General features: G+C 51.6%; 20 protein-coding genes, 1 rRNA gene and 1 riboswitch. Of the genes, 2 read left to right on the top strand and 19 right to left on the bottom strand.

What is annotated here, in order from left to right; all coding sequences use genetic code 11:
* Positions 1-30 precede the first annotated feature (30 nt).
* The 8 genes from F556_RS0130560 to F556_RS0130525 form a co-directional block, all read right to left on the bottom strand.
* Entirely contained in the window at positions 31-210 is a 180-nt protein-coding gene (locus tag F556_RS0130560) for a small, acid-soluble spore protein, alpha/beta type (protein WP_020620820.1), read from the bottom strand.
* A gap of 138 nt (positions 211-348) precedes the next feature.
* Complete coding sequence (gene veg / locus F556_RS0130555; protein WP_020620819.1) at positions 349-621, bottom strand: biofilm formation stimulator Veg; 273 nt, start codon at positions 619-621, stop codon at positions 349-351.
* A 131-nt stretch (positions 622-752) separates the two neighbouring features.
* Positions 753-1,637, bottom strand: a complete 885-nt coding sequence (yabG, locus tag F556_RS0130550; RefSeq protein WP_020620818.1) for a sporulation peptidase YabG — start codon at positions 1,635-1,637, stop codon at positions 753-755.
* Between the two features lie 111 nt (positions 1,638-1,748).
* Entirely contained in the window at positions 1,749-2,648 is a 900-nt protein-coding gene (rsmA, locus tag F556_RS0130545) for a 16S rRNA (adenine(1518)-N(6)/adenine(1519)-N(6))-dimethyltransferase RsmA (RefSeq protein WP_020620817.1), read from the bottom strand.
* Between the two features lie 5 nt (positions 2,649-2,653).
* Positions 2,654-3,208, bottom strand: coding sequence for a ribonuclease M5 (rnmV, locus tag F556_RS0130540; RefSeq protein WP_020620816.1), 555 nt, complete (start codon positions 3,206-3,208; stop codon positions 2,654-2,656).
* 152 nt (positions 3,209-3,360) lie between these two features.
* On the bottom strand, positions 3,361-4,512 hold the full coding sequence (locus F556_RS0130535; protein ID WP_020620815.1) for a resuscitation-promoting factor: 1,152 nt from the start codon (positions 4,510-4,512) through the stop codon (positions 3,361-3,363).
* Positions 4,513-4,705: 193 nt separating this feature from the next.
* A riboswitch (cyclic di-AMP (ydaO/yuaA leader) is annotated at positions 4,706-4,905 on the bottom strand.
* Positions 4,906-5,086: 181 nt separating this feature from the next.
* Entirely contained in the window at positions 5,087-5,854 is a 768-nt protein-coding gene (locus F556_RS0130530) for a TatD family hydrolase (RefSeq protein WP_020620814.1), read from the bottom strand.
* Between the two features lie 38 nt (positions 5,855-5,892).
* Positions 5,893-7,185 carry an HD domain-containing protein gene (locus tag F556_RS0130525; RefSeq protein WP_040718947.1) on the bottom strand — a complete coding sequence of 431 codons (1,293 nt, stop codon included), beginning with the start codon at positions 7,183-7,185 and terminating at the stop codon, positions 5,893-5,895.
* Between the two features lie 275 nt (positions 7,186-7,460).
* Here F556_RS0130525 and F556_RS0130520 point away from each other — a divergent pair, with 275 nt between their 5' ends.
* Positions 7,461-7,715, top strand: a complete 255-nt coding sequence (locus F556_RS0130520) for an AbrB/MazE/SpoVT family DNA-binding domain-containing protein (protein WP_020620812.1) — start codon at positions 7,461-7,463, stop codon at positions 7,713-7,715.
* A gap of 319 nt (positions 7,716-8,034) precedes the next feature.
* On the opposite strand, the gene rsmI is transcribed toward F556_RS0130520, so the two are convergent.
* From rsmI to F556_RS0130470, 10 genes are all read right to left on the bottom strand, one after another.
* Entirely contained in the window at positions 8,035-8,943 is a 909-nt protein-coding gene (gene rsmI / locus F556_RS0130515; protein WP_020620811.1) for a 16S rRNA (cytidine(1402)-2'-O)-methyltransferase, read from the bottom strand.
* The gene (locus F556_RS0130510; protein ID WP_020620810.1) at positions 8,940-9,725 is read right to left on the bottom strand and encodes a tRNA1(Val) (adenine(37)-N6)-methyltransferase; all 786 of its coding nucleotides are present in this window, start codon (positions 9,723-9,725) and stop codon (positions 8,940-8,942) included. Before F556_RS0130510 ends, rsmI begins: the two co-directional genes overlap by 4 nt.
* Before the next feature lie 90 nt (positions 9,726-9,815).
* Positions 9,816-10,211, bottom strand: coding sequence for an initiation-control protein YabA (locus tag F556_RS0130505; RefSeq protein ID WP_020620809.1), 396 nt, complete (start codon positions 10,209-10,211; stop codon positions 9,816-9,818).
* 31 nt (positions 10,212-10,242) lie between these two features.
* Positions 10,243-11,043, bottom strand: coding sequence for a PSP1 domain-containing protein (locus F556_RS0130500; RefSeq protein ID WP_020620808.1), 801 nt, complete (start codon positions 11,041-11,043; stop codon positions 10,243-10,245).
* Positions 11,044-11,047: 4 nt separating this feature from the next.
* On the bottom strand, positions 11,048-12,025 hold the full coding sequence (holB, locus tag F556_RS0130495; RefSeq protein WP_020620807.1) for a DNA polymerase III subunit delta': 978 nt from the start codon (positions 12,023-12,025) through the stop codon (positions 11,048-11,050).
* 26 nt (positions 12,026-12,051) lie between these two features.
* The gene (locus tag F556_RS0130490) at positions 12,052-12,495 is read right to left on the bottom strand and encodes a YaaR family protein (RefSeq protein ID WP_020620806.1); all 444 of its coding nucleotides are present in this window, start codon (positions 12,493-12,495) and stop codon (positions 12,052-12,054) included.
* Between the two features lie 16 nt (positions 12,496-12,511).
* Positions 12,512-12,841: a cyclic-di-AMP receptor gene (locus F556_RS0130485; protein ID WP_020620805.1), complete on the bottom strand. Its 330-nt coding sequence runs from the start codon at positions 12,839-12,841 to the stop codon at positions 12,512-12,514.
* 54 nt (positions 12,842-12,895) lie between these two features.
* A complete protein-coding gene (tmk, locus tag F556_RS0130480) occupies positions 12,896-13,549 on the bottom strand; it encodes a dTMP kinase (protein WP_020620804.1) in 654 nt (217 codons plus the stop codon).
* Between the two features lie 66 nt (positions 13,550-13,615).
* Positions 13,616-15,145, bottom strand: a complete 1,530-nt coding sequence (locus F556_RS0130475; RefSeq protein WP_211222656.1) for an aminotransferase class I/II-fold pyridoxal phosphate-dependent enzyme — start codon at positions 15,143-15,145, stop codon at positions 13,616-13,618.
* Positions 15,146-15,311: 166 nt separating this feature from the next.
* A complete protein-coding gene (locus tag F556_RS0130470; RefSeq protein WP_020620802.1) occupies positions 15,312-15,497 on the bottom strand; it encodes a sigma factor G inhibitor Gin in 186 nt (61 codons plus the stop codon).
* Between the two features lie 229 nt (positions 15,498-15,726).
* Here F556_RS0130470 and F556_RS0130465 point away from each other — a divergent pair, with 229 nt between their 5' ends.
* The gene (locus tag F556_RS0130465; RefSeq protein WP_020620801.1) at positions 15,727-16,260 is read left to right on the top strand and encodes a hypothetical protein; all 534 of its coding nucleotides are present in this window, start codon (positions 15,727-15,729) and stop codon (positions 16,258-16,260) included.
* Positions 16,261-17,619: 1,359 nt separating this feature from the next.
* On the opposite strand, the gene rrf is transcribed toward F556_RS0130465, so the two are convergent.
* Positions 17,620-17,736: ribosomal RNA gene (gene rrf / locus F556_RS0130455) — 5S ribosomal RNA — on the bottom strand.
* Positions 17,737-17,746: the final 10 nt, after the last annotated feature.

Genomic DNA, 17,746 nt, shown 5'->3' with positions numbered 1-17,746 from the left:
TTGTTGAACGCACGTATACAGTTATGCGTATCAGGGCTTCTTGGCAGCCGCCTGCTCGGCGAGCTGGATCGCACGTTTGACCATGTTGCCTGCGTCCTTGGCGGTAATGCCGCCCCAGCCATCCTTCTGGACCGTATCATAGAAGCCCAGATCCTTGGCCAGCTCATTCTTGAGGCCCTCGGACATCGTACTTCGTCTTCTTCTGCTCATGGTTCGGGTCGCCTCCTCTATCCGCTGTAGGGTCACCCCGTTGTTAGTATGGGCAGGTGAGCGCCATTTATTCCATTCGTCATTCCGTACAAAAAAAATCAGCCCGGAGCAGCTCCGGACTGAGGGTGAAACCTTGTTCTATTGAATGTGGTTAATCCGAACCTCACCGTCGTCATTGCGAACAGTAACTTCCACCGATTCGGTCAATATATCTGCATAGCTGTAAGAGACGCGCTTGAACGCATGTTGATCTTGGTCCAGCTTAACAATGAAAACAGAGGGGTAGATTTCTTCCAGAACACCGGTACGTTCAATGGTCTTTCGACGACCACCGTTTGCTCGAAGACTAATCTTGGAGCCAACATGGGCTTCCAAACTACGTTTGATCTCCAACAGCGAATTTTTAGCCATTGTCCACAACCACCTCTTTCCTTATACATTATAACCAAAAAGAGGAGGCTTGTCAAACAAGGCAAAATATTATAACAGTGAAGCAAAGTTTTTGTCAATGAGGGATTTGTGTATTTGTGGAGAATTGCCGCTTACAGCAACGCTGTTGATTGCGGTTTACTCGACTTGGGCATCCCTACACGGTGACGACCCAATGTCTCAATACCACCCACGCCGTCTACCCCGCTGATAGTACCCTGAATGACCTCCGCCAGATTGATCGTCTCCCGCATTGGCGTGAAGCTCGACTTGATGGCGATATAAACGGGATCAAGCGCATGAATCAGAATACGCCCTGGCGAACTGGCAAAATTGGCCCCGGCCTGCAACAGCGCTTCAAAATGCGACTGGCAGGCACCAGCGACGACAATCAGCCCATCACGACTCTTCTCATAATCTCGGGCCACCCGTACGGCATTGACGAAGTTCTGAGAGTTCTTGTAGCTGGATAGATGATATAGCTCTTCCTTGGGCCGGTGCTTTAATACCCCGTCATGCCCAGTAATGACGACAATATCCGGTCGTACTTGAGGAAGCAGACGTTGGAGAATCTCGGCCATCTGGGCCTCGTTGGCATGTAAACCATGCGCCGGTACCCGCATTTGCTGGTACAGCTGCATGCTTTTTTTCATATAATTGCCGTCACCGTCCAGATGCAATACACGCCCGGGCATCTCAAAATAACCTTGGTCCCGTTGAAGGCCGTGCTGCTGCACTACATTGTCCCGCTGCACCTGCTGTTGGCGCAGCTGCTCCTGGACCATGCGCTGCATCGTCGCAGACACCTTGACCCTCACTTGCTGCGTCGCACGTGCGGTCTCTGGATGAGGTACGACCGCCAGGTCCCCTATTGGGGCGTCCGCAAGCAGACGATAATCCGTTCCCTTGAGGACGGCAGTTGTCTGGCGGAGATCCTCGACCCGAAACAGCACATCGCCGCCATACGAATTGCGGACCACCAGATCGCCTAACTTCATGATAGAATCACCTCTTCGTCTATCCTATGGGCGAACAGCAAGTTTGGTGAGCAATCCGTCTAACGCGATTAGCAGTCATTACAAAAAAACCGCACCTTAACGGTACGGCTTCTATACGACCCATTTTGCAGCCAGGATCGCTTCACTGACGGCTGCGAATTCAGTTAACGACAAGGTCTCTCCCCGACGTCCAGGTTCCACGCCTACACCCTCCAGCAGAGCAACCAACGCCTCGCGGTGCTCTTTGCCTACAAAGGCCGTCAGATTGTTAGCCAGCGTCTTGCGCCGCTGCGCAAAGCTCGCTTGCACCACACGGAAGAAAAACGACTCATCGCTCACCGCTACCGGAGGTTCACTTCGCAGCTTCAACTTGATAACAGCAGAATCTACATTGGGCTGTGGGATGAATACGGTATGCGGCACCGTGCAGACTAGCTCCGGCTCGCTATAGTACTGTACCGCTACGCTGAGGCTGCCATACACCTTGCCTCCCGGACTGGCTGCCATGCGTTCAGCCACTTCCTTCTGAATCATGACAACGATGTTCTCCAGCGGCAGCCGTTCCTCCAGGAGTTTCATCAGAATCGGTGTCGTCACATAATAGGGCAGATTGGCGACGACGCTCACGCCGCTGCAGCCCTCGAATTGACGCGCTAGAAGCGCAGGAAGGTCTACCTCGAGCACATCACCTTGAATAACCTCGACATTCGGCGTATCCGCCAATATATCTCTTAAGATAGGAATGAGGCGTTTGTCGATTTCAATGGCCGTCACTTTACCTGCGGATTCAGCCAATTGCTGAGTCAACGCTCCGATCCCCGGTCCAATCTCCAAGGCGCCTTTGGTTTCGTCCAGGCCCGCACTGTCTACGATGTTGCGTAGGATATTGGGGTCAATCAGGAAATTCTGCCCCAGGCTTTTCTTGAACGAAAAGCCGTAACGCTTAATAATCTCCTGCGTTCGTCTGGGCGTTCCAATCCCGGCTGTATCACTTCGCTGCTGCTTGTCCATTCTTGTCACTCCCCCTCTGGCTGCATACGCTCCAATTGCGAGAGCGCTTCGGCAAACTCTGCTCTGGAGATCCTGAACATGGTGCAGCGTTTGTAGAATTGCTTGCCGTTGGCATACCCGATACCTAGCAGGTTGCCCATGATCAGCCTGCGTGATGCAGCCTCCGGGTGGACAATCAAGCCCGCATGAATGAGATCCTCCCATTCAATTTCCGGCTCGCCTTCTGCCGTTTCGGTACGGACTTGGCTCAGCGCACGTCGGATCGCTTCCGGCTTCGCATTCTCCACACCGATGTCTCCCTTATAGAGCGCATCCTCCTGCGGCAGGAAGGCATGCTTGCAGCCCGGCACACGGGCAGCAACAATCTTGCGTATCCGCTCGCCGGCATGGTCGGGATCGGTAAAGATAATGACCCCGCGGCGGGCCTGGGCCAATTCCACCCGCTTCAGTACCGCTTCGCCAATGGCAGAGCCACCCGTTTCAATCGTTTCAGCCTCAACGGCCCGCTTGATTGCTACGGTATCGTCCTTGCCTTCGACGACAATAATTTCCTTAATCATAAGCCTATCCCTTTCAAAAAAATCTAAGTTCCCCTAACAGGGGACAAACATGCAAAAAGAAGAGGCGTCACCTCTTCTCATGATGGCATATTATCAGCTAAAAAGCGATATGATAAAATCAAATCCACGTTTTATGATGCACTGCTTTATAATTAACTGGCCTTGGGCTTGTTAGGACCGATCACATGAACGGTATATCCCTTCTTGCGGCCAAATTTCTTGGCATAGGATTCACTCTCATAATACACATCAATCTTGTTGCCCTTGATTGCGCCGCCGGTATCCTCAGCGCGTCTCAAACCGATACCCTCGATATACACCCACCAGCCAATCGGAATCACCTTGGGATCCACGGCGATCGTCCGACCTTCCTGGACCTTGGTACCCGAAGCGGTAATACCGTAAGCCGGATGGCCCTCGCTCTTGCCGGTCGATGCCACATGTGCTGTATAGGCAGTTAGCGTCACATTCTTCAGCGTCTTTTTCGCTTGGAACGAATAGTCGTTCTTGCTAATCGTCGGTTCGGCTTGTGGAGTCGGCGAAGAGAGCACACTAACTTTTGGCTCCGGCTTCTTGGTGCCTACCGCAACGATTTGTTCAACGGCCGAGGTTTCCATTGATTTCAATACCATTTCCTCGGATATGAGCTGGCCGTCTTCGTATACTTTTTTGAACTGCTTCACGAGCAACCCATCTGCCCCCGTCTGGATGACCTTTTGCTTGCCTTCGGCGAGCTCTGGATCTTCCTTCTTGACGACTTTGAAAGGCATTTTGTGCTGAGTCGTTTCGACTTCCGTGTCTACCCGTACCACCGACACCGTCACATCCGAATCAATCGGCGAGGATAGCGCGGGGTGAACTCTATCTTGTTCGCGGACGGGAATGCCTACTGCCGCCATCGCGTCTTTTACCGTTTTTTCCGTTGTGTAATACGTATTGGACTTGCCGTCTGCATGAATAGTGACCGCTCTCGCGTGGTCGATGACGACCCGGTCTCCATCTTTGATCGATGCATTCGTTGGCAACGATACCTGATCGTAAGCCCCGATCTCGATCGACTGCTCTGCCAGCAAGCGGTCCAATGTCCACTGTTTCGTGGATACGATCTGCTCCTGCCCATTCACTACTACCGATACGTTCTTCTCAGCCGTACCGTACAGCAACACCAACAACATGAAAGTCATAGCGATTGAAATGATCGCACTCAGAAGAATCAAACGCAGGTTTTCATGCTTCCATCGCAACGCGAAAGACATGCTGGATGATCGTTTACCATGGGTATCCTTGATTTGGAACATGCCCACTTCCTCGGTCCTCCTTCATAGCCACCGCCTGTGAACTTACGCATGATACTTGGCGTGACTATCTTAGAATAGCGTGCAAGCACGCACTTCCAGTATCCTCGTATACCCCACCCCCATGTAACACCCTATGTCGGGGCTTTACGCAATATTCAAATCTTAGATGACTCTAATCTTCGAAATGGGTTCTGCACGAGTGATCTCTCTTGGACGCTGACGAGGTTAGCTGACGGGTTCGGACATGAGAGATGCCCTATCAGAAGGAGCCGGGTTCGTCGATTCGGCTCTTCACGAATTCACCCCAAGGAAGAAAATCAGACAGCCGCAAGTGGGAGAGCGGACTGGTGATTTTGGTTCCCCCGTTCTTCATAGTCGAAGATTAAGCGAAACTGGAAATTGGATACAATAGTGAAGCTCTGAGAAGAATCATACCTTCTTTGCACCCTCATTGTAAAGATCGCTTAAAAGACGATTTTAACGAATTTTTAGGAAAATCGGGGTCTTATCCCGGGATTTTTCGGTCGAAAGAGAGTTTTTTCATACGATTCGTTCAAAATCCTAACGATTTTGGCGTTTTTCAACGCAATCGAAAACATTTCTCAGCGTTCTCGGTCGTAATTCTTGAAATTTCTTCCAAAGATTTTCCTTTCATTTCCGCTGCAGCCTCTGCTACATAACGTACATAAGAGGGCTCGTTCCGCTTCCCTCGGTTCGGATGAGGGGCCAAATAAGGACAGTCTGTTTCGATCAAAAGACGGTCCAGTGGGACATGCTTGAGCACCTCTTTTGGCACCCTTGCATTTTTGAATGTGACGGGTCCGCCAAGTGAAATATAGAAGCCCAAATCGAGACATTGACGTGCGGTTTCCCAGCTTCCGGAGAAGCAGTGCATGACGCCCCCGACTTCCTCTGCCCGCTCCTCTTTCAGAATGTTCACGATATCCTCATGTGCATCCCGATTATGGATGACAATCGGCTTTCCGACCTCGCGCGCGAGGCCGATTTGCTGGCGGAACACGCGCTGTTGCACGTCCTTGGGCGACGTATCCCAGTGATAATCCAGGCCGATTTCGCCGATGGCCACAACTTTCTCATGCGTGCAGAGCGAAGCGATCCACTCCAGATCCTCCGGCTTCATATGGATGCTGTCCACCGGGTGCCAGCCGACTGCAGCATAGATAAAATCATAGGTTTCTGCCAGCTCGATTGTGGTTGGAATCGTCTCCCGATTAAAGCCGATGTTGATCATCCGATCGACTCCTGCCTCTCTTGCCCGGCGGATGATTGCCTCCCGATCTTCGTCAAATGCATGCGCATCCAAATGGGTATGTGTGTCAATAATCATGTCTGTTTTGAACCCCTTTCTTCTATTATTACAGTTTTTTAATCAAGTCCGAATAACGCCCTCGTTTCATTCGATAACATCTGCGCTTTTTCGCGCAGCAGCTCCTCCGGAAAATACAGGTGATATTTGCCTTTATGAAGGCCGGTGATGGAGGTGACGATGTCGGATTTTGCCGAGATCTCTGCGATTTGCTCCTGTCCATCAAGCATCAGAATGGGTGGCCTTTCTTCCCCGTCGCCTGTCCCCGGTCGGTATACATCATAGGAAAGATCGTAAGGGAAATCAATCTCCAGATGATAGTCCGGATGGAGCCCGGCAGCTTCTAATTCTTTTCGAATTGTGGACCAGCGAGCTTCATCTGCTTCTGTCTCGGTTATATATTTGTATAAACGGCGATGTAGGAAACGATGGCACAGATCGGACAAGATCGTATCCTCCTCTGAAACCCACTCCATGAAGATCGTCTGTACCATAGCTTCATCTAACCGAAAATAATCCTCGATCTCCAGGGTCCCTCGTAGGAGGCTCTCGAAAGGCCTCATCATCGTTTGGAATGGGTACCCACCCACATAAAGCTCTTTCGCTCTGCGAAAAATCTGTCTAAGGATTATCTCCGAGCTCCGTGTCACTGGATGGAAGTAAACCTGCCAGTACATCTGATATCGGGACATCAGGTAATCCTCCACCGCATGCATTCCGCTTTCTTTGATCACGATTCGTCCGCGATAAGGCCGGAGCACTCTGAGAATCCGGTCAAGATCAAAGGTGCCATAATTCACGCCTGTGTAGTAAGCATCCCGGAGCAGATAGTCCATCCGGTCGGCATCCATCTGACTGGATACTAAACTGACCACAATGGGTTTGGCGTACGTTTTGCAGATGACTGAGGCCACTTGTTCGGGAAAATCGTCCGAAATGGTGCGCAGCACCCGGTTTACCTCGGTATCTTCCAGCAAAAAGCGGCATGTCCATTGCTCGTGGTCGGTCTCAAATACTTGTTCAATGGAATGGGAAAATGGACCATGTCCCAGATCGTGCAGCAAGGCGGCGCAGAGTGAGACAAGCTTTTCTTCCTTTGGCCAATCTGGATAGTGACTCCGTTCAAATTGAGAAATGATTTTTCGAGTAATCTCGTACACGCCTAGGGAATGTGAGAAACGGCTATGCTCGGCTCCATGGAAGGTAAGGTATGATGTGCCTAATTGTCTGATCCGACGAAGACGTTGGAATTCCTTGGTATTAATCAGATCCCAGATTAGCTTATCCTGCACATAAATGTATTTATGAACAGGATCTTTAAAGACTTTCTCTTCGTCCATTATCCTAGACATCGCAATCACCTCGGTAGATTTTGTCGATTAACGTTCATTATTTCGACACAGAATGTCGGTAGTTTGTCGAATGATGTCGAGTTGTCGTTTCCAAGCAAAGCGCCTTGTAGTATGCTTGTTAGGGTCCCACTCCCCTTACCAGGCCGACGAAGTCACATTTTAGGCGCAAAAATTTAGGTTGACTATTCTGGTAATGGTTGGTATTATAGATTACAGAAAACGTAGTATTTTGTCGAAAACTGACGAATATAACTTGAGAGGGGAAACAATAGATTATGATGAAATCCACTGGTATTGTACGTAAAGTCGACGAGCTCGGCCGTGTCGTTATTCCAATCGAGCTGCGCCGCACACTGGGTATCGGAGAGAAGGACGCCCTCGAGATTTATGTAGACGGCGAGCGCATCATGCTCAAGAAATATGAGCCTGCTTGTATCTTCTGTGGAAACGCTGAGAACGTCACGTACTTCAAAGGCAAAATTGTTTGCAACGAATGCATCTCCGAGTTGCCAGAACCTGTGACAAAATAAGCAAAATCGGTTATAATAGAACCACACTTAACTTGGTAATTCTAACCTTTTTCATACTCCTTGATGCCTCCCTGGGCGAATGGCCGGGGAGGTCTTTTTTTGTGCGATGAAGGAGCACAAAATCGTAGTCTTTGGGGGCGTCGAGTAAGATCAAACCTCCGGTCGCTGTTGTTCATGAATCTCTGGATTGTATAACCCCTTAATAGGGGGACATTCATGAACAAAGGCGAACGCTAAACGCTTTCTGCAAGAAAGCGACCTCGGAAGCATACGCTACGCTCCTGCGGTTTCGACCTTACTCTAGCCCTGAAGACAAATATTATTGATCCTCTTCATCGTGTTTCTTCATTAGAGTGTTATATACCTCGCGGCGGGGGAGGCCGCGGTCTTGGGCGGTGCGACGCATCGCTTCCTTGCGGTCGCCCGTCAGCTCCTCATAATGGCGGACATGCGCCTCCAGCGAGAGCGGGGACCACCAGGTGACATCTCCGGCACGCGGCGATTCTGCCCCATCCGGCAGCTGATGTTCGGCGCCCGCCAGGACAAGCACGTACTCGCCCTGCGGCGGATGCTCGTCCAGCCGCTCCAGACATTCCTGCACCGTGCCGCGAACGACCTCTTCATATCGCTTGGTCAGCTCCCGGACCATCGCCATTTGCCGGTTGCCCCAGGCTACAGCAATCGCTTGGAGCGTCTTTTGCAGCCGGTGAGGCGACTCATAGAGGAGGAGCGTCCCCTCTTGGACGGCTAGCTCCTCCAGCCAGGGCTGCAGACGCTTCTTCTCCCGAGGCGGGAAACCGGCAAAGGTGAAGCGCTCTGTTGGCAGGGCAGAAACGATCAGAGCCGAGAGAGCTGCATTTGCACCTGGGACGGGCACAACTGGAATCCCTGCTTCTGCTGCTGCGACTACGAGATCGGAACCAGGATCAGATATCGCAGGCAATCCTGCATCACTCACCAGAGCAATATGCTGCCCGTCCAACAGCAATCGAACCAATTCGCTGCCGCTGGCTTGCTTGTTATGCTCATGGTAGCTCACCAGACGCGTTTGAATTTCATAATGCGTCAAGAGCTTGCGGGTCTGTCGTGTGTCCTCTGCAGCAATCAGATCTACCTCCTGCAACACGCGAACGGCACGGAAGGTCATATCCTCCAAGTTGCCAATCGGCGTCCCCACCAAATACAAGGTCCCTGTTGTACCCGCGCCAAAGCTTCGTTGAACGTTCATTGTCCACCTCCAGTTCCTTCGGTCCGTTCGCTCTGCTGTCCGTAGTAGATGGCCTTCAGCTCGTCCGCATACTCCCGATTTTCATCATATACAATTAATGGAGGCAACAGCCTCAGTTCTGGCTTGGCATCGCGCATCGCTTCAATGAGTACCATATTGGCTTCTCCGCCTGCATGTGGATGCACAAACCGCAGTCGTTTGGGTTCCAGTCTCACCTCACGAAACGCTTCAATAATTTCAACTAGCCGCGATGGCCGGTGTACCATCGATACTCTTCCACCCGTCCGCACCAATTTGGCACAAGCTGCCGCTACGTCTTTCAGCGTACAGTGAATTTCGTGTCTGGCAATCGCATAATGCTCGTTCCTGTTGGACTCTCCTGACGTAGGCGGCATATAGGGCGGGTTAACTGTGATAGCGTCATACGTGCCATATCCACCGGTTTGGTGATATTCCCGCAGATCTCCTTCTATTATATGTACCCTTTCTTCGAGCCCATTGGATTGCACACTGCGGCGGGCCATATCTGCCAGGCGAGGCTGCAATTCAACGGCATCGATTTGAGCTTGGGTACGGGTGGTCAGCAGCAAAGGAATGACTCCATTGCCACTGCACAGATCAAGGATTCGGCCATGCTTCGGAACACCGGCAAACCGGGCCAGCAGCACCGCATCCATCGAGAAGCTGAATACCTCGCGACTCTGAATAATTCCTAATTCATCGGTTACCAAATAGTCATACCGTTCATTATCATATAATACGGGCTTCATCCTTGCTTCCATTTACGTACATACCCTCCTGCCGTGAGTAAAACGCAGAACAGCCCTAAATTCAAGAAAAGACCCGCACGGGGTCTTATCTGATAGGCTATTCTACTTGCTAAGAAACGACAAACAAAACAGACAGTCGCCTTCCGTACGAAGATGACCATAGTACACATTGCAAATATGAAATCCTTCATGATACAGCCGGGCCAGGTTATCATAGCCCTCGCCCACAGCGGACGCTGCAGGATCAACAGCCAGGGGCTGATCTTCCTCCTGCATGACAGCGGCAGAGCCAGTAAGCAGAGCCCCCTGCGTCACCGCCTGGGGATGCTCCGTCTTTTCTTTCAGCACTTTGCGCAGCCGCTGATTCTCCATACTGAGCCGTTGGTTTTCTTCGAGCAGCGCCTTGATGGTCTGCTTCATGTCCCCCAGCTCCGTATGGAGTCCGCCTACATGGGTTTCCAGCTGATCCATTCGTTTAAAAATCTCACTTTTTCCCATGGTCCCACCCCAGAGCACGCTATCATTCTATTTATTTGACGACGACCTCATCGAAAGGCAGTTCTTTCGACTTGCCAGAATCGAACAGCTGAACGTACACGGTCCGCTTGGACGCATTCAGCCCTGATACTTTGCCTTCACCCAGCGAAGTGACAACCAGCTTGCCGACGGCAGGCATCTCTTCCCGGGCACTTTCATAATTGTCATGCTCGTATTTCAGACAGCACATCAGACGTCCGCACAGACCTGAAATCTTGGTCGGATTGAGGGAAAGATTCTGATCCTTGGCCATCTTGATCGATACCGGTTCAAAATCGCCCAGCCACGTCGAGCAGCATAGCAATCGTCCACACGGACCGATACCTCCCAGCATCTTGGCTTCGTCACGAACCCCGATCTGACGCAGCTCGATCCGGGTACGGAAGACGCTTGCCAGATCCTTGACCAGCTCACGGAAATCCACTCGACCTTCAGCTGTAAAGTAGAAGATAATCTTGTTGCGATCGAAGGTAAACTCTACATCGACCAGCTTCATCTTCAGCTTGTGATCTCTTATCTTGTCCATACAGGTGGCGAAAGCATTCTTCGCCGCTGTCTTGTTCTCTTCCACAACCCGTGCATCGGCATCCCCGGCAATACGAATGACCTTCTTGAGGGGCAGGACTACATCCGACTCGCCAACCTGCTTCTGTCCGACCACCACTCTGCCGTACTCGATACCCCTGGCCGTCTCCACGATCACATGGTGATCTTGGGCGACCTGATGCTCGACAGGATCAAAGTAATAGATCTTGCCCGCTTTCTTGAAGCGAACACCGACTACATTATACAAGGGATTAAACCTCCTGTAGGTGTACTAAAAACTGCTCAAATGCAAGCTGCGGCGCCACGTGAGCGCGCAGGCGCCTTCCCGTCTCCAGCGCATGCTCCATACAGGCGACCCAGCCTGCGGGGGAACGCTGAAAGGCGTGCTTGCTGATCCATTCCAGCTGATCTATAAAAACGATGCTCTCTTGCCTGCCGGCCTGAAAGTGTATCATATCCTTGAACCACAGAATCATCAGTGACAACAACAACTCGGAATGCTCCGCCCGGTCCGTCTTGAAAACCTGCTGCTGCGCGGTAATCATCGCGGAGGCCAACCGGGTCGTGCTCTCCTTGCCTAATTGTATCACTACATTTCTGATTTCTGCAAACCCCTCTTGCTGGATGAGGGCCCGGCAAGCCGGCAGACCGGCAGCCAGGTGCACCGCAGCCCGGCATAAGAGTGCTGGATGGCCTTCACCAAGGAGAGCCTCGAGCATCGCTTGCGGGGACATCGGCAGAAAGGGGACGTACTGTGTACGTGAGCGGATCGTGGGCAGCACAGCTTGTCCATTGTCCGTAATAAGGAGGGCGACAATCGGAGATTGCGGCTCCTCCAGAAACTTCAGCAGGCTATTGCCCGCCTGCATCGTCATTTTCTCCGCTTGCTCGACAATATACACCTTACGCTGAGAGCCGCTATTGCGATAAGCCAGCTCCCGCTGCAACTCCCGAATCTGATCGATCTTGATTGAAGCGCCATCAGGCCCGATCTGATACAGATCGGGCTGGTTGCCATTATCGAACTTGCGGCAGGCTAGACAGGTCCCGCAAGCATCATCGCCCCCAGCCTCGCAGAACAGGGCCTTGGCAAAGGCAAGCGCCGCTTGCTTGCGGCCTGTCCCTACAGGTCCGCTGAACAGGTATGCGTGCGCTACCGCTCCACGCTGCAATGCGTGCTGCATCAGACGCACAGCCTTCGGCTGCCCGACTATGGTCTTAAACGACATGGTTTTCCCTACTCTCTGTTGCTGAGCTAAAAGAACAGGTTGATCAGCATTCCGCGAATCTCGCCGATTCGCTGCAGCAGCTGAATTCGGCCGTCCTCCGACTCAAGCAGTTCTTCGGCCATGAGAACAAGTGCCGCGTCTACCTCTTCCAATAGCTTATATCGTTTTGTGCGTCCGCGGCGGTCCCAGCCCTTTGTATCCTTGAGGCCGATGCCGCGTCGCACCGTATCTTCCAAAAACTGCTTGACCATCTGGCGATAGAGCTTCAGCTCGCGCACCGTCATCGAGCGCGCGAGCCGCTCCCCCTGGAGATGGATATCCTGCAGCCTGCGCTGCAGTTGCTCCTGCGTTCGCTGTTGATCCTGTTGGCCCATCACATCGGCGAAGCTCTTGGCTTCGACCGGGCGCGGGCCGAGATCGGCGCGGGCCCGGTCTTGACCGAGTGGACGGAAGCCTGGATTAATTTTCATCTCATTTCACATCCATTTAGAAGTGCTCGAAGCGTTCGACAGGTACGACGAACACCGCGGCCCCACCGACCTGGACCTCAACCGGGAACGGAATGTAGGAATCCGTAGTTCCGCCCATCGGTGTAACCGGGGATACCATCTGGTCCCGGATCTTACAATTGGATCGGATGACCGTCATTACGTCATGGACGCGCTCGTCCTCGATCCCGATCATAAATGTCGTATTCCCCGCTTTGAGGAAGCCGCCTGTACTGGCGAGCTTGGTCGCACGGAAGCCCTCCTTGACAAGTGCATTCGACAATCGGTTGCTATCTTTATCCTGTACGATCGCAATGACGAGTTTCATCACTAATCCCTCCCGAATGAATCCTTAGTTATAGATAAGATATGAGTACTCTTATCATTTGACACGAGGTGCCAAAAATCCTCCCAAACGCTCCTCGACAAGTGCAATAACTTGTATCATGACCTGATCTGGTGTCTGTTCGGCATCAATCTCCACCATTCGGTCAGGGTAGCGGTCCAACAGCATCCTGTACCCTTCTCTTACCCGATTGTGGAAAGCGATACTCTCCAAGTCCAGTCGGTTGATCTCCCGGCTGTCCCCGTTGTTAATCCGCTGCAATCCAATCTCGGGCCGCACATCCATGTAGATCGTCAAATCTGGCATGGTACCTTCTACGGCAAACCGGTTGATCTCGCCTACTTCGTCCATGCCAAGTCCGCGGGCGTGTCCCTGGTAAGCCAGACTGCTGTCGATGAACCGGTCGCAAATGACTACTTCGCCGCGTTCCAACGCCGGAATTACCTTCTCAACCAGATGCTGTCTACGGGCTGCTGCGTAGAGCAGCGCCTCTGTTCGGGCATCCATCGCGGTATGAGCCTGATCCAGAATCACATGACGAATGCGTTCGGCAATTGGAATGCCTCCTGGCTCCCGCGTGGTCAGAACTGTCCGGCCTGCAGCCGCCCAATGTTCTTGCAAGGCCTCAATCAGTGTTGTTTTGCCAGCGCCTTCGCCGCCCTCGATTGTAATAAACGTCCCTTGTCTCACTTGCATTGTCTCCTCAATCGAACCCTTAGTTGTCCTTTAAGTGTACCATGAAAAGCAGGGCTGCGACTAAACAGTTTTTACCCATACACGAACCGTCGTCAAAGTAGAATCGCTAGCCCCCTGACATTTGGCCCCGAGCGCTGCCAGTCGCTGCAGTCGTGTTATCGTTGCTTGCGTAAACCGTTCTCCCACATAAACGAGAGGAATTCCTGGGGGATAGGGTGTAATCATCTCTCCCGAGATGCGACCTTCCGCCTCCTGAAGCGATATGATCTCCGTAGCTTGCTCACGGACCAGGTGAATACCAAACGGTATAGGGTCGCTGATCCTGTCTGAGTGGACCTCACGATCATTCGTTACTTCAAGAGGCGTCCCCAACCCACTTTTATTAGGGCGGTCCCTGCCTGGTTCCAGCGTCTCGCTTATCTTCTTAAAAGCCCCAAGCAGCGTTTCCACATCTTTATCTCGGGTTCCAGGACCAAAGATTAACACCACATAGGCCTCATTCGCCATTTCTGCCCAGCAACCGTACGCTTCCAGTTTCGACTGAATCGCATACCCGGACAACGTGCCGGTGCGGTCTTGGACGGCAGCTCGTAGTGGATCTATATAACAAGCTTCTAGCCCCTCTTGACCTTGGACTATAGGCAGGTTGGCAGCTTCAAACTGGGTTTCATTCGCCAATCGTTTTCGAAAACTGCTCACGCATGCAAGCGCGGGCTCGAACAATATCGGTCCTGCCGAGTCAATCATTGCCCGGGCAATATCCAACGATGCCATAATAGGATACGAGGGACTGGAGCTTTGCACGAGCTGCAGCATTTGTCGAACAGCGGGTCTGTCTATACGATTGCCCTGCATGTGGAGCATGGCACCCATCGTCATCGCCGTTAACGTTTTGTGGGTGGACTGCACCACCCCATCTGCTCCTGCAGCAAGCGCACTGCCCGGCAGCTCCGGATGCAAGCCGTAATGGGCACCATGCGCTTCATCTACCAGTAAGGGGAGCCCATAGCTGTGAATGAGCTCGACATAGGGTTCCAGACCTACGCCGAAGCCATAATAATTCGGATTGCTGAGCAGCACGGCCTTGGCTTGCGGATACTGCTGCAGTGCCGTTGCGAGATCGGATAGGGATGGGATGAGGGCTAAGCCCGAAGCTTCTTCATAGCTAGGAGAGAGAAAGACAGCAGTAGCTTGTGCCAGCTGCAAACCGTGAATGACTGATTTATGGACGTTACGTTGAACCAGGAGTATATCCCCGGGGCGGCAGTGGGCCAGAATCAGTGCGAGATTGCCTGCGGTACTGCCCCCAACAAGAAAGCAGGTCTCTTCGGCTCCAAAAGTAGCTGCTGCCAAATGCTGAGCTTCCAGAATGACACCCTCGGGCTGATGCAGATCGTCCGTGTCGGACAGCTCAGTCACATCGAGCTGCAGCATGGCTGCATAGTCTGGAGCCGCCGGTGTCTCCTTCAAGGCTTGACCCAGCGCATGACCGGGGACATGAAAACTATGTGGGCGGGCGCTCCGGTGGCGCAGCAGCGCCTCATAGAGCGGGGCCCGCCATGTATCGGACAATGGCATGGATGATTTCATTCCTAACTTTCATTTAGTAGACCTCAAGGTGAAACGGCTTACGCCGTCCTTTGGCGGTGTAGCTAGTTTCATTCCGGAGAATTCTAAGCTGATCTGTGTGTGAAACATATAAATTCTTAGAATTTGAAAAAAAGAGAAGATACTCTTTGAAAAGAGCTCCTCTCTATTAGACATTATTTTGTATCCACAGCTGTTTGAGTTGATGAATATAAAAAGGGTATTTTTCATCTTTTACATCCGTGCGAACCATTTCCCGTTCGCAGGTATCGCAAATGAACTGAGTAACGATATGGATACCTTCCGTTTTGTCCAATCCACAGACGATACAGGTGTGACGATGCTCCTCATGCATGTGCATCCCGCCTTTAACCGTATGATACGTTTTCTCCCTACTAGTATGCCTCAGTCTCTACTATAATATACTTGTTTCATAGCCTTTAGGAAATCTTTTTTTATATTGTATGCATAGAGAAAGCGGTTGGTGCCCAGTTCAGCATAAACATCTGACGTCATTCTTCCGATAGTATCATTGGGAAATGGATATTACGATCGATGAAGTCGATCATAGGGGATGACTTGTCATGATTCAACGAGCATCGGTAATCCATCAAAATGCGACCATCTACCACTACCAACTAGTCCGTAAAATCCCGATACACCAGGAATCAATGCTTAGCTACGGGATCATCGCACTCTTGCTGCTCGGGTTTCAGTTCGCGTTTTATGGTCAAATGGGTGCGATACATTGGGCACTAGGTCTGCCTGCCATTGCCTTGATGCAATGGGTGATTCTGCGGCTCACGATGTACCGAGTCGATGAAGGAGATGACCGGCGCTGGGGCTGGCGGTTTCGACTGCCTTGGACAGGCTATCTGCCGACCCAAATGGTCGAACTGGCGCAGTTTCGCAGATTGCACCGTCATCTCATCTGGCTGGGCATATGCACCATCGCGCTCTTGTACCCCTGGGTGCCGGAGTCGCTACTATTAAGCTTCATCTGCTGGCATGCCTGGCTGCTGGCGCCACGCTTGCTAATCCTACGGATGCTGCGCAAAGCCAAACGCAACGGAGTGCTGCGGCTGGAAGATCACGAAGTGCTCTACTACCACCGCTAATACTCCCCGCGCCCCATCAGCGCCTGGTGGGATCTGCTGCCTCCTCTATCTGAGGCAGCAGATCCCACTCGATGCAGTCAACACTGATTGTAATGCGTTTAACCCTTATTGATAGACAACCCCCGCTAGTTGAGGAGATACTTCATTCTCGGCAGAGTGTAGCTTAACCAACACAAACATTTTACGTCTTCACACCTCTCCTACCGCCTCTCTCGCATATGCCTCTCCAACCGCCTGCCCTCATGATCTACAACCCCATGCATTGACTGCATACCGACAAAAGTACACCTAAATCCTCGTATCTGGCTCAATATGGAGTCGATACCGACAAATGTACACTTAAATCCACCACATCATCCTAGAACCTTCCAAATTCCAACGAACTAGCTGTATTTTTGTCCTTAAGGGCCTACTTCTCCAGTTTACAGGAGGCATTAGAGGTACTATTGTCGTTGTGGCTGCTGTACAGTGGCAGGCGTGCGAGGCTGCTGTCTTTGTGATGGTAAGGGGTATGGGGAACTTGAACTTGAATTTGAAGCTGCTCTGGCGGTGAGGTGCAGTTTTTTGTTGATGCGGGAGGGAGGGGAGGGGTTGCGTTGCAGTAGTTTGTTGGAGAGATTTATTGATGCTGAAAGCTGGTGAGAGGCGGTGTATTGGGATAGTTGGTGCTGGAGGAGGCTGTTTTATGGCTAAACACGATTTTTCGCATTTATTTCGGCCTTTTAGCGGATTTCCCCCGAATAGATATGATTTTTCGAGCTTATTTGAGACTTTTGGCCAAAATCGTTCCAATATGTATGAAATATCGTGTTTATTGGCTGTGGACGTAGGTGGGGTGGTCATCGTTTGATGCTCATGGCCCGGCTAAACTTCGTAACTCCTTCCTCAGCTATAAACAACCGAGGGGCCTAACCACTCCTCTAGTTAGTTAACCTCGCCACCCGCCCTATCCTTCTTCTCCAAACGTGCACCCGTCCCCTCTTCCCACCTCCAATCCACGCACTAACTGCAAAAATACCACTATTTCAAACTAATCGGCTATATTCTCTTCTCCTAGTTGCAAAAATACACTTAGCAGCACCGTTTTCTCCTAGTAATTCCCAATTTAGGATGAGTTAATTGTATTTTTGCACTTAAGGATGGATCGCTCTGCTTTGTAGACGATGCTAATTGTATTTTCGCACTTAGGGTAAAAACGCAGGTTAGTTGAGGGAATCTGGAGCGACCTGCAGCTTCAGGGCGAGTTGACTGGGGTGCAGCGGGTGTGGAAGTGGCGTGGTTTCATGGATGTTATCGAACATCCTTAACCCCAATTACAGCAACAAAAAACCCACAATCATCAGATCGTGGGTTCATCGTGCTTGGCGACGTCCTACTCTTCCAGGACCCTGCGGTCCAAGTACCATCGGCGCTGAAGGGCTTAACGGTCGTGTTCGGGATGGGAACGCGTGGTTCCCCTTCGCCATCATCACCAAACGTGGCTGTG

This window comes from Paenibacillus daejeonensis DSM 15491 (assembly GCF_000378385.1).
GTDB lineage: Bacteria > Bacillota > Bacilli > Paenibacillales > Paenibacillaceae > Paenibacillus_D > Paenibacillus_D daejeonensis.
This window is presented reverse-complemented; position numbering and strand designations above follow the sequence as displayed.